The following is a 16,069-nucleotide window of genomic DNA, read 5'->3' as shown; positions in this document are numbered from 1 at the left end:
TATCCCCGGCTCTTCACAATTAAGCCACATGCCTGAAATGGTAGAATAACGGATGTTCACAGGGCGTCAGAAAGTTTTCCACATTTTCCACAGCCCTAATAACAATAGTTTTCTTAAAAAGAATATATACACAGTGCGCGTACGCAGGAGGCTAACAAACATGAGTGATCTCAATTTCCGCATCAACAAGGACGTCTTCTATAAAGCTCTTCAGACCGTTAACGGAGCCGTCGCATCCAGTTCTCCGATTCCGACCATGAGCGGTATCGAAATCGAAGCAAACCAGGACATGATCGTTCTGACCGGATCCGACAACGATATCTCGATCCGTTCCGTCATCAAGAACGATAAGGACAATCAGCTCTTCTTCGTTGAAGAACCGGGAACGATCGTCGTCGACCATAACTACATCCTCGACATGGTAAAGAACCTGGACAGCGACGAGGTTCAGGTCCAGAACATCGACGGAACTCTGACCCAGTTCACCGGAAACAACGTTGACTTCAAGATCAACGGCTTCAATCCGTCGGATTATCCGGCCATCGATTTCAACGCCGATACGACGCCGTTTACGATCAAAGCATCTGAATTCAATGACGCCGCAGCCAAGACGTCATTCGCTGCCGCAAATAAGGAAACAAGGCCGGTTCTGATGGGAATCAACCTGAAGTCGGAAAACGGCAGGATCACGTTTACGGCAACCGATTCCTTCCGCCTGGCGCGCTATGTACTTTCGGCAGAAGTGGAACCGTTCAACATTACGATTCCTTCCAAGACGATTGGTCAGGTCAAGTCGATTTTCGCCGACGGAGATATTTCCATTTCGGTATCGGCCCGCAAGATTGTCTTTGTACAGAACGGAGTGACACTGCAGTCCAATCTTCTGGAAGGTGCCTTCCCGGACATTGAGCGTCTCATTCCTTCCTCATTCTCGCGCAAGCTGGTAGTCAACCGTTCAGCTCTGTTAATGGCAACGGCACGCCCGGGCTTCATCAAGACCGACAACATGACGATCATCCGTATGCAGATTAATTCTGCCGATGACATTGTCGTCACATCGCGCAGCCAGGAGATCGGCGAAAGCCACGAGAACCTGCAGGGCGTCGTGTCCTATGAAGGCGATCCGCTGGATATCAGCTGCTCCGCAAACTATCTGAGCGACGCTGTTCGTTCCCTGAACAATGAAAATGTCACAGTTCTCTTCACCAGTGAAATGAAGCCGTTCATTCTCAAGAACGATGAAGATGATCAGAAGCTTCTCCAGCTCGTTCTTCCGGTTCGTACGTATAACTGATCTTTCACTGTCAGCAGTATATGAAGTATGCCGGCATTCTTGCATGAATGCCGGTTTTATTGTCTTGTTTTATTCATGATGATTTCTGTTCTTTTACGCATGAAAAAGGACCGTTCTCTGATGAAAAAATGATGTCATTTCTGATCTGTTTTTTACTTTTGAAAATTTCTTTCAAAAATGCTCAAAAACGCGATTATAAAGCGGATTTTATGCACTTTTTGTGCTATAATTTCAATGCCTGAAAACGGGCTGAAACGAGGGTTGAAAACGATGAAAAAAATACGCGGCGAATACATTAAGCTTGATTCCTTTTTAAAGCTCTGCGACGTCGTGTCCACCGGCGGTGAAGCCAAGCTTCTGATCAACAGTGAAGAAGTCAAAGTCAACGGCACCGTCGAAACCCGCCGTGGAAGGAAACTTCATCCCGGCGATCAGGTCGAAGTTCATGGGAGAACGTACACCGTCGAATGAAGGTATCCCGTCTGCACATTCGAAACTTTCGCAGCTATGAGGATGTGGATCTGATTCTATCGCCGGGAATGAATGTGTTTCTGGGACAGAATGCCCAGGGCAAAACAAACCTGCTCGAAAGTCTTGTCTATCTGTCATTGTCCAAGTCGCATCGCGTCAATGATGACCGTCTGCTGATCCGTAGGGGACAGGAATATGCGGATCTGGAGTGTACGGTTCAGGATGGCTGCGACAAGACTCTGCGGGCCGTGATTCACAGCCGTGGCAAGACGCTTTTTTTAAATCGTCAGGTTCTGAAGCGCAGCAGCGACTTCATCGGTCAGCTCAATGTCGTACTCTTTGCGCCGGACGATCTCAGCATTTTCGCTGACGCACCGCGGGAGAGGCGGCGGATCATGGACCAGGAGATCGGCAAGATCCAGGCTTCCTATGTCCATTGCCTGAACCGCTTTCATTCCCTTCTGAAGGACCGCAACGCGGCCCTGAAGGCAATGACCCCTGATTCACAGTATCTCGACGTACTGGATGAACAGATGGCAGCGGAAGAAGAACAGATCATATCCTTTCGCAGGGCATTCATTGATTTGATCAATGCCATTATCGCATCCCTCTATCAGGAACTCAGCGGCGACAACGATCAGGCCAGTGTCAGGTATCTGTGCTGCAGCGAAAAAACGGACAGAAATTCTCTGCAGCAGATGCATCAGAGCAGCCGGCAGAAGGATATCTTCCTCAAGGCTACTTCCTTCGGCATCCATCGCGAAGATCTTGTCTTCGAGCTGAATGGAGTCAATGTCATCGAAGCCGCCAGCCAGGGACAGAAGCGGATGATGATGCTCGCATTCAAGATGAGCATTCTTCGCTACATCGAGGCCGCATCTACAGAAAAGGCAGTACTTCTACTGGACGATGTTCTGTCAGAACTCGACAGTACGCATCAGCGGAAACTGATGAACATGATTTCCGCATCGTGTCAGAGCGTAATCACGACGACAGCGTTGCCGCCGTTTATGAATGAGAATCACCCGAAGCTGTTCCATGTCGAACATGGAACAGTGAAGGAAATGTCAGGAGGCGCAGGATGAGTGAAAAAGAAGAAATCAAAGAAAACAACGAACTGAAAGACGACCAGGTCGATGAGATTCTGGGCAAGGAGCTGAATACCAAAGCCAAGGCCGAGTACAGCGACGACGACATTCAGGTCCTCGACGGACTGGAAGCCGTCCGCAAGCGGCCGGGCATGTACATCGGCACGACGTCTTCCAAGGGTCTGCACCATCTTGTCTGGGAGATCGTCGACAACGGCATCGATGAAGCAATGGCCGGCTACGCTTCCGAGGTTCATGTGACGGTTGATAAGGATAACGTTATCACGGTCGAAGATGACGGCCGCGGCATGCCGACCGGAACCAATTCAAAGACAGGCAAGAGTACGATCGAAACCATCTTTACCGTTCTTCATGCCGGCGGCAAGTTCGGCGGCGGTGCCTATAAGGTATCGGGCGGTCTGCACGGTGTCGGCGCCTCTGTCGTTAACGCCCTCAGTCAATGGCTGGAGGTCTATGTCTATCATCAGGGATCCGTTTACTTTGTCCGCTTCGAAAACGGCGGACATGCCGTCGCCCCGCTGAAGGTGATTGGCACCTGTGACCCTGACAGACACGGGTCAACGGTAAAGTTCAAGGCTGATCCGGAAATCTTCACCGAAACGACGGTTTATGACTATGTGACGCTGCGTGACCGTCTGCGTCAGCTGGCTTTTCTGAACAAGGGTATCCGCCTCAGTCTTACGGATCTTCGTCAGGAAGAAGAAGATAAGCGAAACGTCTCCTTCCTCTTTGAAGGCGGCGTACGTGAATACGTTGAATACCTGAACAAGAATGCGACGGTTGTTCATCCGGATGTCATTTATTCGGAAGGCTATGAGAAGCTGACTCATATTCAGGTTGAGGTCGCGTGCCAGTACAATACAGGCTATCAGCCGAGCATTTATACCTTCTGCAACAACATCAATACCGGTGATGGCGGAACGCATCTGGAAGGTTTCAATCTGGCTCTGAACCGCGTCATCAACAAATATGCACGGGCCAATAACTTCCTCAAGGAAAAGGACGAAAATCTTTCAACCGACGACTGCAAGGAAGGTTTGACAGCAGTCATCTCCGTCAAGCATCCGGATCCGCAGTACGAGGGACAGACGAAGACGAAGCTTGGCAACAGCGAGGTACGCAAGATCGTTTCCGATATCTTCGGTACGCAGCTGGAGCGTTTCCTGATGGAAAATCCGGATCAGGCCAAGGCCATTATTGAAAAGGTCATGATTGCTTCGCAGGCGCGGATTGCGGCCAAGAAGGCACGCGAATCCACGCGGCGCAAGAGCGCTCTTGAAATCAGTTCTCTGCCGGGAAAGCTGGCGGATTGCTCGAGCAAGGATGCGAGCATCTGCGAAATCTATATCGTCGAGGGTGACTCCGCAGGAGGCTCGGCGAAGCAGGGAAGAGATTCCCATTACCAGGCAATTCTGCCTTTGCGAGGAAAGATTCTCAATGTCGAGAAGGCGCGTCAGTCCCGTGCCTTTGAAAACAACGAAATTCGCTCCATGATCACGGCATTCGGCTGCGGCATCATGGATGAATGCAACCCGGACAAGCTGCGCTACAACAAGATCGTCATCATGACCGATGCCGATGTTGATGGTGCCCATATCCGTACGCTGCTGCTGACGTTCTTCTACCGCTACATGAAGCCGATCATTGAGACGGGGCATGTCTATATCGCTCAGCCGCCTCTGTACAAGGTACAAAAGGGTCAGGCGGTTCGCTATGCCTATACGGATCATCAGCTGGAAGTGGCCAAGAGCGAGATGGGTGCGAATCTTGCCATTCAGCGTTACAAGGGACTTGGTGAAATGAACCCGGAGCAGCTTTGGGAAACAACCATGGATCCGAAGAACCGCACCCTGATTCGTGTCACGATTGATGATGCGGAGCAGGCGGACCTCAATTTCAGCATGTTAATGGGAGAAGAGGTGGAACCGCGCCGCAACTTCATTATTGAGAATGCGAATTTCGCTTCACTGGATATTTAAGGAGTGTACATGGCAAACAACGAAGATTTTGTAGATTGGGATGAGTCACAGTTCGATCCGGGAAATATTACGGAAACCGAGCTGTCCAAGGAAATCCGCCGTGACTTCCTTGATTATTCGATGTCGGTCATTGTTGCGCGTGCTCTGCCGGATGTTCGTGATGGTCTGAAGCCTGTACAGCGCCGTATTCTCTTCTCCATGAACGAGATGAATAACGGACCTGACAAGCCTTATAAGAAGTGTGCACGTATCGTCGGCGACACGATGGGAAAATATCATCCTCACGGTGACAGTTCCATCTATGGCGCCCTTGTTTACATGGCCCAGAACTGGAACATGCGCAAGGTACTGGTTGATGGCCATGGCAACTTCGGTGACATGGACGGAGATGGTGCAGCCGCGATGCGTTATACGGAAGCACGTATGTCCAAGATCGCCGTCGAGATGCTCAGAGATCTGGACAAGGATACCGTCGACATGCAGGATAACTACGATGGCGAAGAAAAGGAGCCTACTGTTCTTCCTTCCCGCTTTCCGAATCTGCTGGTCAATGGCGGTCAGGGTATCGCCGTCGGTATGGCGACCAATGTTGCGCCGCACAATCTCGGCGAAGTCATTGATGCCATTATGCAGGTGATGGCGAATCCGGATATTTCTGTGACGGAGCTGATGCAGTATATCAAGGGACCGGACTTTCCGACCGGCGGCTTTATTCTTGGCCGCAGCGGTATCCGTTCGGCCTTTGAAACGGGGCGCGGATCCATTGTCATGCGTGCCAGGACGCATATTGAAAGTATGTCGAACGGCAAGCAGCGCATCATTGTCGATGAAATCCCCTATCAGGTAAACAAGGCCGCGATGGTATCGCGGATTGCAGATCTTGCCCGTGACAAGGTAATTGAAGGAATTACAGATCTGCGCGACGAATCGAACATGGACGGTGTCCGTGTTGTCATGGAACTGCGCAAGGACGTGCAGCCGGAAGTTCTTCTGAATCAGCTGTATCGTCTGACGCCGCTGCAGGCTACGTTTGCGGTCAATAATGTTGTACTTGTCAATGGTGCTCCGAAGCAGTGCAGTCTGAAGGATATCCTGACGGAATATATCCGTTTCCAGAAGGAAGTGATCCGTCGCAGAACGGCATTTGATCTGAAGAAGGCACAGGATCGTGCCCATATTCTGGAAGGTCTGCGGATTGCGGTCGACAATCTGGATGCGATCATTCATACGATCCGTGATTCGAAGGATGCCAATGAGGCTATGCCGCGTTTGATGAACGGCTTCGGTTTGGATGAGATTCAGGCGAAGGCCATTCTTGATATGCAGTTCCGCCGCCTGACCGGTTTGGAACGAGAAAAGATCGAAACAGAGTATCAGGATCTATTGATTAAAATTGCTGACCTGCAGGATATTCTTGCCCATGAGGCACGGATCGATCAGATTCTTAAGGATGAGCTGAGTGTGATCCGTGACAAGTATGATGATCCGCGTAAGACAGAGATTCTCGATGCGGTCAGCGACGTGGATGATGAAGATCTGATTCCGGTTGAGAATGTCATCATTACGCTTTCTCAGAACGGCTATATCAAGCGGATTCCTTCCAATTCCTACAAGGTACAGAACCGCGGCGGCCGCGGCATCAAGGGTATGACGCTGAATGAGGACGATGTCATCAATCAGTTCATCTCGATGTCGACGCATGACCATGTGCTGTTCTTTACAAACACGGGCCGGGTCTATCGTCTCAAGGGCTACAACGTTCCGGAGTATTCACGTACATCGAAGGGTATTCCGGTTGTCAACCTGCTTTCCCTGGCCAAGGATGAAAAGGTACGTGCCATCGTTCCATATTCTGAAAATGATGAGGCAAGGGGACTTGCGATTGTATCGAAGCTTGGCATGATCAAGCGTGTCGAGATCTCGGAGTTTGAAAATATCAACCGCAAGGGCAAGATTGCGATGACGCTGCGCGAAGGCGATGAGCTTTCCTTCGTCAGAGCGACCAATGGACATGCGAAGATTCTCGTCGGCTGCTCCAATGGCAAGGCCGTTCTCTTCGATGAAAATGATGTCCGCGCATCCGGACGTTCTTCGATGGGTGTAAAGGCCATGAACATTGATGGCGGAGAGGTCATCGGCATGGCAACGAGCGAAGAAGGCGAAAACGTTCTGACCGTCTCTGAAAAGGGCTACGGCAAGTTGACCAAGCTCAGCGAGTTCCGTCTCACGCACCGCGGCAGCAAGGGCGTCAAGGCCATGAATGTGACCGACAAGACCGGCAGCCTCGTGTGCATGCGCATCGTCAACGGTGGCGAAGACCTGATGATCATGTCCAATGATGGCATCATCATCCGTATCTCCATGGATCCGCTACGTTCCATGAGCCGCAATACACAGGGTGTCCGCCTGATCCGTGTCGAAGATGACCGCAAGGTTTCCGCTGTCGCTGTTGTGGAGCCGGAACCAGAGGATGAATCGGCAGAGCAGGATGCGACGCCGTCTGCTCCGGAAACAGGGAAAGATGATTCCATCAGCACCGAAGAAAACAACTGATTCTTCATTACAGAATAGAAATCTCCATAACAGGAAAGGCACTGTCGGATCATGAATCCTGCAGTGCCTTCTTTACAGTTATCAATTCTTATTTTTCATTCTGTATACTTCTTCCAGGAAAGAACACGCTTCTTCATACCGTTCATATCCAGTACGCCATGGGCAAAGCCTTTGCGCACGAGTTCTTCAGGAACATATTCATCGTACTTCTCAAATACCGGAACTTCGTTTGGATAGACAAGTTCAAGTGCATCAAAGTCCTTCGCAGCCTCTTCACAGACGATCTGATAGAACTCTGCTTCACTTACCTGCATGGTGAACTGCATATAGTAGGGACGAGACGACTGCAGCCCCTTGAGACCAAGCCTCTCGCCGCAGCGCAGCTTCAGAAACCGTTCCAGTGCCAGGAAGGCATAGCTGCCAAGCCACGGGAACAGTACCCACATCTTTCCGCCAAGCGGTACCAGGGGACGCTGGGACATCAGTGATTTTCTAAATGTTTCCCGCGCATCCGCCAGTCGGCAGACGGCATGGGGCATCAGGTAGGGATATTCCTTATCTTCGCTCAGTACGCCATACATGCGTTCCAGAATGCGTGTATGAATATCGCCGGCCACATCACCGAAGTATGCTGGAATATTGCCCTTGACAAGCGTACAGTACACTTCACGGCGCTTATGATCAACTTCCTCCACGACCCACACGCGGCCGGCAATCGCAATTTTGTCCCCGACAGGGGCGGGTTTGACAATGGTGCCAAGCTGCTCGGAACCGGAGCGGACCGTATATTCTACGTTTTGCTGAAACACGGCGTAGAATTTGTAATTGTTTACAACCCGCTCACCGGCCAGACCGACAATCAGTCCACCGTTTTCCGTGCGGTTGATATGGTCGATCTCAATTAGATGCCTTAACAGCAGCCGGTAATCATCCTGCGTAATCTTACTGAAACAGCTCAGCGTCAGTACCCGTGACGCAAGCTCGGCAGGCGTCATCTCGCCCTGGGAAGCCAGAGTACTCATCGTCTGATGGTAGAGAAGACTGTAGGGGAGACGATCCATGCGCGGCGGCTCCACGAAGCGCTCTTCTATATACAGCTGCACCAGCGCGATGCCCTGGATGAGATACCATGGTATGCTTGCAGGCAACAGGGCGCGGGCCTCCATATGATCTTCGCGCATGACGAACCACATTTCGGAAGGCTGTCCGCGTCTTCCGGTCCGTCCCATCCGCTGCAGAAAGCCGGAGACAGTAAACGGCGCATCAATCTGAAAGGCACGCTCGAGCTTTCCGATATCAATGCCAAGCTCCAGTGTCGCCGTGGCGCAGACACTCATCTGTGAGTCATCATCCTTCATCTCTTCTTCGGCGCTTTCCCGATAGGATGCGGAAAGGTTGCCATGGTGGATCAGGAAGCGGTCCGGTTCATGATTGGCTTCACAGTACTGGCGAAGACTCTGACAGACGGATTCACACTCTTCGCGGGAATTGGTGAAGATGAGACATTTTCTTCCCATGGTGTGTTCAAAGATATAGCCAATGCCGGGATCGGCATTTTTCGGTGCCGGGTCGCTGACTTCTTCCATCGGCGGCGTCTTCTGTGATAGTGTCTTTCCTTCATCGGCCTGCGGTGCACTGTTATAGAAGTGTTCCATGGAAAGCCGCCATACTTCCTTTCCGCCTTCAAACTTTGGAATGATCGTTTTTCTTTGACTGCCGGCCGACAGAAATCTGCCGGCATCTTCCGGATTTCCGATGGTTGCGGAAAGGCCGATTCTTCGCGGATCACAGCCCGCAATCCGGCAGAGACGTTCAATGAGACAGAACGTCTGCAGACCTCTGTCACCGCGCAGCAGGGAATGGATCTCGTCAATCACAATGAAGCGAAGATCGCCAAACAGGGACGGAATCTCCATATGCTTGTTGATGAGAAGTGATTCCAATGATTCGGGCGTGATCTGAAGAATGCCGGAAGGCTTTTTCAGCAGTCTGCGCTTCTGTGTCTGAGAGGCATCCCCGTGCCAGCGTGTGACGGCAATCCCTTCATCCATGCAAAGCTCATTGAGACGGCCGAACTGATCATTAATCAATGCCTTCAAGGGAGCGATATAAAGGACGCCGACGGTACTTGAGGGATTTTCATCCAGCAGAGTCAGGATCGGAAAGAAAGCGGCTTCCGTCTTTCCGGAGGCAGTTGAAGCAGTAAGCAGAACATTGTCATCGGTATTGAAGATGGCTTCGCCTGCCGCATTCTGCACGGCACGAAGACTCTTCCACCCTGAGCGGTAGATGTAGTCCTGAATAAACGGGGCATAACGATCAAATACGTTCATACTGTGAACTCCGTATAACCCTGATCCGCCTCATCAGAAACTGCTTCAGATTTTGTGTAGGTAAATTCATCCGACTGCAGCAGCTGTGCGAGGGTCATGTCAGGATTTTGATACAGAAGGTCAAGAAGCTCAATGAAGTCGCGGATCACTTCGCGGGGCGTGATGTTCTGATCGGCACCGATGCGTCCGTATTCAATCTTGATGAAGCCGGCGAGATCATCCGTTGTGATCTTCCGTTCATAGCTGTAAAGACCTGCGTGCATGTCTGCCAGCTTTTCACACAGGACGAGCATCTCTTCCGCCGTTAGCGGCTCCAGACGGATGACAGGGGCGAGCAGATCGCGTGCACCCGGCCTTGAGAAGCGGCCTTCGGCAAGTCTTGAACGCAATGCTTCGTAGCTGTAGATGCCGCGGCGCCTGTCTTCGAGGGCCTGTGGAGTTGCGCCCATGAGGATGCCGAGATAATGTGCTTTGCCCTGCAGCGTGTCGTTATACATGGTAAGGATCTTTTCATAGTTGTACTGGCGGGTGATGGCATTGGGAATCTTGTAGATGTTGACGAGTTCATCAATCATGATTAACATGCCTGCATATCCGGCCATGCGGAAGAAGGATGCGAAGATCTTCAGATAGTCGTACCAGTCTTCGTCGGTAATGATGATATTGACGCCGAGTTCCTGCCTGGCTTCACTTTTGAGACTGTATTCGCCACGGAACCAGCGGACAACCTTTGCCTTGAGGGCATCGTCGCCTTCCATGGTCGCATGGTAGTAGGTGGAAAGCAGGCGGGCAAATTCAAAGCCGTGCACCAGCTCGCTGAGTGAAGACGTGACGGCGTAGATCTTCCTGTCCGTTGCGGTGGTCAGGGCAGGATCACCTGGCAGCAGTCCGGTTTCCTGTACGGCTTCATTCTGTACACTGCTGATCCAGCGATCAAGCAGGAGTGTCAGTGCACCTCCTTCTGGCTTTGTTTTTGTTGAGAGGTTGGAGATCAGTTCACGGTAGGTCGCAAGCCCCTGGCCGCGCGTACCCTGCAGGCGGCGCTCTGGCGAAAGATCCCCGTCAGCGACGACAAAGCCGCGGTCCATGGCATAGTTGCGGATCGTCTGCAGCAGGAAACTCTTTCCGCTTCCATAGCGTCCAACGATGAAACGGAACGATGCGCCGCCTTCCGAAATAATGTCGACATCATGAAGCAGTGCTGCGATCTCATTTTTACGGCCGACGGTAATATACGGCAGACCGATGCGCGGAACGACGCCGCCTTTCAGTGAATTCAGAACGGTCTGTGAAATGCGTTTCGGTACTTTCTTATTGTTGTTCATTGTGTGCCTCCAAGCAGTCGGGCAAGATCCTCCCGGTAATCTTCAACGATGGATAACTGATCATCTTCGCAGGCAAGAATGGTATCACCGATTTCATCAAACATGGCTTCATTGATCTTGTCTGCAGTCAGAGCAGGAGTGAGGTGATTCTTCCGTATCAGCGATGAAGGATCTTCGTAACGTAACAGCTTTCGCAGGATTTTGGCTTCGACTGCATTTAATGGTACAGCCGCAGTATTCTGTGCTTCATCTGTATTTTTCGTTTCCGGTTCTGGAACTGTTTCCACCTGTGTTTCATTCAATTCCTGCAGATCCTCTTCGGTAAGCAGGCTGTTACGCGTAATCAGAGAGTCGCTGCGGATCTGGTCCAGTTCGGAAAGGTCGATGCTGATCTTTGGACGTGATGCTTCAAGAACCGCTTTTCTGTCTGCTTCAATGACGGCGTTGACATAAGGATCTGCCCATTCTTCGCTCGTTCGCTGTTTCAGTTTTCTTCCGGTCTTCAGATATTTTCGCAGCAGGCGGTCTGTTTCATGAAGAAAGCCATTGAATAAATCTTTGTCAAAATACAGAGAATCGTAAGACCTGGTTTTCCATACGTTGTGACGGCAATAATAGGAACGGACTGGATCCAGGATATAGTCAGCGTCAGGATATGAATCCGGACGATAATAGACTGTGTTATTGAGGGGCAGCCACCGCCACTCAATCGGCTTTCCAAAGCACAGCGTAAAAAGATCCATACCATTATGGATGTAATGTGACGCGGAACGCCATGCTTCACTGAAGAGGTGGACGGCGCGGGTTCTGTCCATGGATACGACGGCTGAGTTGGACAGTGCCCCTGGAGCGAGCAAACACAATGCAGAGAAGATCTGTTCATCTCTCGATTCCGCGGGGCTGCGCAGTGCGGCAAGGGCTTCATCTTTCTGCATCATTTTTTTATCAATGTGATCCTTGATCAGATCTGAGGGAAGAGCGTGCAGAATGGCAAAGCTCACCATCCATTCATCCAGGCCGGGACGTAGGTTTTCGTCGCCGATGCCGGAGTCAATAAAGCCGGACTCAAAATCCTTCATCTTCTGCAGCGCATCTTCCGCAGAGCTGGTTCCGATGCCGTTGAGCAGTTCGTAAATATAAATATGGGCTGCAGAAGAAGAGATCGGCGTATACTCACCGTTTCTTACTCTGGTGCGCCAGGAAAAATATCCGCGCAGCTGCGTGGTTGTCAGATCCTGATAGGTAGGAAAATAGGTGAAGAAGCTGCCCGTCCATGGTACGTCATCCGTGTAGTTTTCCATGAACTTTGCCTGTTCATAGAATTCCTTTGCACGTATGTTAGGAGAATGGCGGAAGTAGGAAAACATCCGGATCAATCTGCGAAGTCTGTCCGGCATGACTTCTTTTGCGGGACGGTAGGAACTGTCGGAAAACGGCAGCGGCGTATCATGATAACTTTTGTCTGCTGCATTTGATATTTCATCCAGAACAATGGTACAGCCGGACTGATTTTCCATCTGAACGGCCTGATCAAAAAGATGGAATACGGCATCAGCGTCCGTGTCTTGGGTGAAGGATATGCCGATCCAGTTGGGGCCTTTCTTGTGGAAGGGGCGGGAAATCCACGACACATTTCGCGGTATGTTATCGTTCGGACTGCACTTGAGATCGCAGCATTCAATGAACTCTCCGGTTTCGCTGTCATACTGCTGCATCAGAAAGGCGATATCTTTTTTTGTCCCCGGATGACAGAGAACGGGAAAGCCGGGAAAGTCCTTCAACCTGTACTGTGGCTTGATCTGATATTTGTCTTTTGCGTATGTAATAAGCTGCGACAGTTCCACGTTTCCTTCTCCTGATGAAACAATACTCCCGTAAAGTATAGAAGATATTACGAATACATTTTATTCCTCCTCATTCGCATTAAAAAAGCTGCAGCAGGGCCACTGGCTGCTGCAGCGTAGGAAGCGAATGAATTTTAATTGTTTATTTGTGCTTGGCTGCAGTCTTCTTTCCTGCAGTTTTTTTTGACGGCTCTTCCGCTTTTTCCTTTTTCTTTGCCGGAGTCTTGGCAGCAGAGCGGCCGTGCTTCTCCATATCTTCCGCAATCAGCTCAGTCAGATAAACCTTCAGACTGGGTTTCTTTTCGAGCCAACTGATGATTCTCTTTTCTGAGGTGACGTTGTAGCGGATGGAGAAGGAGCGGTAATTCAGACGATTGTAATTGTTGTTGTAGTCAAGCTTCTTCTTGTAAACCTCTTCGGATTTCTTTGCCATTTTCTGGCTCCTTTCCCGGGTGGCTCCTCCAAAGCGGATACTAACACATAAATCTCACATTTCAAGCATGTGAAACCAGATTTTTCAACAAGAATGTTGTACATTTCATCTACATTCTTCATCTATTCATGCATTCTCATGCATGAATATGCATGCGGGCATCATTCGTAGGCGGCCGAAAGGCGGATGCCGCTGTCAGTATTCAAGAGAACGATACGGCGTATTGTGGGCTGTACCTGGTCAAGAATTGTGGTATGAATATCAATCAGAATGCGATCATCCTGGTTGGAAACAGTCGCAATATAATCCGTTGCGTAGCTTTCGCCATCCAGCATGCTTGTCATATCGGATTCACGCTTGCAAAGCTGTCCGTTGATCTCCTGATACATCGGTTCCTCTCCGTCAAATGCGGACGGATAGAATGATGCATTCAGATAGTCGGCGGTAAATATTTTTTCCGCCGCTTCCTTCATTGCGGCGATGGAAGGAGAAGAAAGACCTTCCACCGAAACAACCGGATAGTATTCCGTACCTTCGACCGGTGTATCGCCGACGGTTACGTTCAGCCCGTAGAACCAGTTCAGAATGGTTTTCTGCTGCGAAAGAAGAGAAGACAATGTATTACGTATATCTGCGTACTGCGGATCATCAACTGTGACTGCATCGAGATTCTGCTGAAATTCCACGGTTCCATTCAGCCAGAACGATTCACCGGTCGCATGGTAAATCGTAAAGATGATGGTGTAGGCGGAATCGATCGGCATCTCTGCCGTCAGTACTGAATTGGTCATCATCGGGTCTGTATCCAGAATTGTCAGATCACTCAGCGAATTGACCTGGGGAAGGGAATCCACTTCCAGCGGAAGATCCGGAATCGTAACTCCGTAATAGTCCGAGGTCTCGCTGACCTTATTATCATTGTAGGTAGAGACGGCATCCTGGATCATCGCCAGTTCCTTTTCTTCATCGGTACGGGTGTCGGCGGATACTTCGGGACCGTTATAATCGTTAGTAGAACTGTTCGTATTCTGCTGCGTGCTTTGTTTTGTGCCGCAGGCAGCGAGCATCGTACATGTGAGGAAAAACGCTAGAAATCGTTTCATGGTTCCACAATTTTATACCCTGGACAGTTTCTTGACAAACCATGTTTACGATGACAGAATGTGTTCGTAAATCGTTGAAGGAACTTAGTATCTGTACGTTCTGGCGCAGAAAAATGGTGGTTGATGCGAACCATTGCAGAGGACAGAGAAATCCATTCCCGAGAGAAACCAGTCATTTCCGGCAGCGCCCGTTATCCGTGTCGAGAGGAAATTGTTTCACGTGAAACAATTTCAATCAGGGTGGCACCGCGATCACATCGTCCCTAGCAATGGAGACGATGTTTTTTATTTCTATAAAGGAGAAGAAAGATGATTGACATTAAGCTTATTCGTGAGAATCCGGACTTCGTCAAAGAAAATATCAAGAAGAAGTTCCAGGACGAAAAACTTCCGCTGGTCGATGAGGTGCGCGACCTGGATGAAAAGTACCGCGCCGCCAAACAGCACGGCGATGATTTGCGTGCAGAGCGCAACCGTGTATCCAAGCAGATCGGCGCACTGATGCGCGAGGGCAAGAAGGAAGATGCGGAATCGTGCAAACAGCGCGTTAAGGACGTAGACAAGGAACTCGAAACTCTTGAAGTTGAAGAAAACAATATGCAGGAGGAGATCCGCAAGCGGATGCTCGTAATCCCGCAGATCATTGATCCGTCTGTTCCCATTGGCAAGGACGACAGTGAGAATGTTGAGCTGCAGAAATTCGGTGAGCCGGTTGTTCCGGATTTTGAGATCCCGTATCACACGGATATCATGGAGTCTCTCGATGGTCTGGATCTGGACAGTGCACGTGAGACGACAGGCAACGGCTTCTACTACCTGATGGGAGATGTTGCCCGCCTTCATTCTTCCATTCTGAGCTATGCCCGTGACTTCATGATCAATGAAGGCTTCACCTATTTCGTTCCGCCGTTCATGATTCATGGCAACGTTGTCAACGGTGTCATGTCCTTCACGGAAATGCAGAACATGATGTACAAGATCGAAGGCGAGGATCTGTATCTGATCGGTACGTCTGAGCACTCGATGGTCGGCCGCTTCATCGGCGAGACACTGAAGAAGGAGAACCTTCCGTATACTTTGACATCCTACAGCCCCTGCTTCCGCAAGGAAGTCGGCGCCCATGGCATTGAGGAGCGCGGCCTGTATCGTGTCCATCAGTTTGAGAAGCAGGAGATGGTTGTCGTCTGTGAGCCGGAGGATTCTGCCATGTGGTATGACCGTCTCTGGAATATTTCAGTCAAGTTCTTCCGTTCTCTCGATATCCCGGTGCGTACGATTGAGTGCTGCTCGGGCGACCTTGCAGATCTGAAGGTGAAGTCCTGCGACGTTGAGGCTTGGTCTCCGCGTCAGAAGAAGTATTTCGAAGTCGGCAGCTGCTCTAACCTCGGTGATGCACAGGCACGCCGTCTTGGCATCCGCATCAAGGGTGAGAAGGGCAATTACTTCGCTCATACACTGAACAACACCGTTGTCGCCCCGCCTCGTATGCTGATTGCATTTTTCGAGAACAACCTGCAGAGAGACGGCTCCGTCAAGATTCCTGAGCCGCTGCAGCCGTACATGGGCGGCCAGAAGGTCCTTGTTCCGAAGGATAAGAAGAAGAACATGTTCTGATTGTTTCACGT

Annotated in this window: 11 protein-coding genes and 1 other annotated feature; of the genes, 6 read left to right on the top strand and 5 right to left on the bottom strand. The window is 50.5% G+C overall.

All coding sequences use genetic code 11. The features are described from left to right. Positions 1-160: 160 nt before the first annotated feature. From dnaN to gyrA, 5 genes are all read left to right on the top strand, one after another. Positions 161-1,294, top strand: a complete 1,134-nt coding sequence (dnaN, locus tag C1714_RS03365; protein ID WP_167849911.1) for a DNA polymerase III subunit beta — start codon at positions 161-163, stop codon at positions 1,292-1,294. A 270-nt stretch (positions 1,295-1,564) separates the two neighbouring features. Then, positions 1,565-1,765 carry a S4 domain-containing protein YaaA gene (yaaA, locus tag C1714_RS03360; protein WP_102341866.1) on the top strand — a complete coding sequence of 67 codons (201 nt, stop codon included), beginning with the start codon at positions 1,565-1,567 and terminating at the stop codon, positions 1,763-1,765. Continuing rightward, positions 1,762-2,850 (top strand): DNA replication/repair protein RecF, encoded by a 1,089-nt coding sequence (gene recF / locus C1714_RS03355; protein ID WP_102341865.1) that lies wholly within the window; start codon positions 1,762-1,764, stop codon positions 2,848-2,850. Before yaaA ends, recF begins: the two co-directional genes overlap by 4 nt. Further along, complete coding sequence (gene gyrB, locus C1714_RS03350; protein WP_102341864.1) at positions 2,847-4,853, top strand: DNA topoisomerase (ATP-hydrolyzing) subunit B; 2,007 nt, start codon at positions 2,847-2,849, stop codon at positions 4,851-4,853. Before recF ends, gyrB begins: the two co-directional genes overlap by 4 nt. Positions 4,854-4,862: 9 nt before the next feature. Further along, entirely contained in the window at positions 4,863-7,406 is a 2,544-nt protein-coding gene (gene gyrA, locus C1714_RS03345) for a DNA gyrase subunit A (RefSeq protein WP_102341863.1), read from the top strand. 95 nt (positions 7,407-7,501) lie between these two features. Here the strand turns inward: gyrA and C1714_RS03340 are convergent, their stop codons facing one another. From C1714_RS03340 to C1714_RS03320, 5 genes are all read right to left on the bottom strand, one after another. After that, complete coding sequence (locus C1714_RS03340) at positions 7,502-9,739, bottom strand: DEAD/DEAH box helicase (RefSeq protein WP_102341862.1); 2,238 nt, start codon at positions 9,737-9,739, stop codon at positions 7,502-7,504. After that, the gene (locus C1714_RS03335; RefSeq protein ID WP_102341861.1) at positions 9,736-11,064 is read right to left on the bottom strand and encodes an ATP-binding protein; all 1,329 of its coding nucleotides are present in this window, start codon (positions 11,062-11,064) and stop codon (positions 9,736-9,738) included. Before C1714_RS03335 ends, C1714_RS03340 begins: the two co-directional genes overlap by 4 nt. Then, entirely contained in the window at positions 11,061-12,908 is a 1,848-nt protein-coding gene (locus C1714_RS03330; protein WP_102341860.1) for a TerB N-terminal domain-containing protein, read from the bottom strand. Before C1714_RS03330 ends, C1714_RS03335 begins: the two co-directional genes overlap by 4 nt. A gap of 142 nt (positions 12,909-13,050) precedes the next feature. Continuing rightward, complete coding sequence (locus tag C1714_RS03325; protein ID WP_102341859.1) at positions 13,051-13,341, bottom strand: hypothetical protein; 291 nt, start codon at positions 13,339-13,341, stop codon at positions 13,051-13,053. A gap of 161 nt (positions 13,342-13,502) precedes the next feature. Continuing rightward, complete coding sequence (locus C1714_RS03320) at positions 13,503-14,444, bottom strand: hypothetical protein (RefSeq protein WP_135567876.1); 942 nt, start codon at positions 14,442-14,444, stop codon at positions 13,503-13,505. A gap of 65 nt (positions 14,445-14,509) precedes the next feature. Further along, positions 14,510-14,712, top strand: a binding site (T-box leader). A 41-nt stretch (positions 14,713-14,753) separates the two neighbouring features. Here C1714_RS03320 and serS point away from each other — a divergent pair. Next, a complete protein-coding gene (serS, locus tag C1714_RS03315; RefSeq protein ID WP_102341857.1) occupies positions 14,754-16,058 on the top strand; it encodes a serine--tRNA ligase in 1,305 nt (434 codons plus the stop codon). Positions 16,059-16,069 lie beyond the last annotated feature (11 nt).

Origin of the sequence: Galactobacillus timonensis (assembly GCF_900240265.1) — a bacterium.
GTDB lineage: Bacteria > Bacillota_I > Bacilli_A > Erysipelotrichales > Erysipelotrichaceae > Bulleidia > Bulleidia timonensis.
Note: the sequence above shows the minus strand (reverse complement) of the source record. Positions and strands in the feature narration are given on the sequence as shown.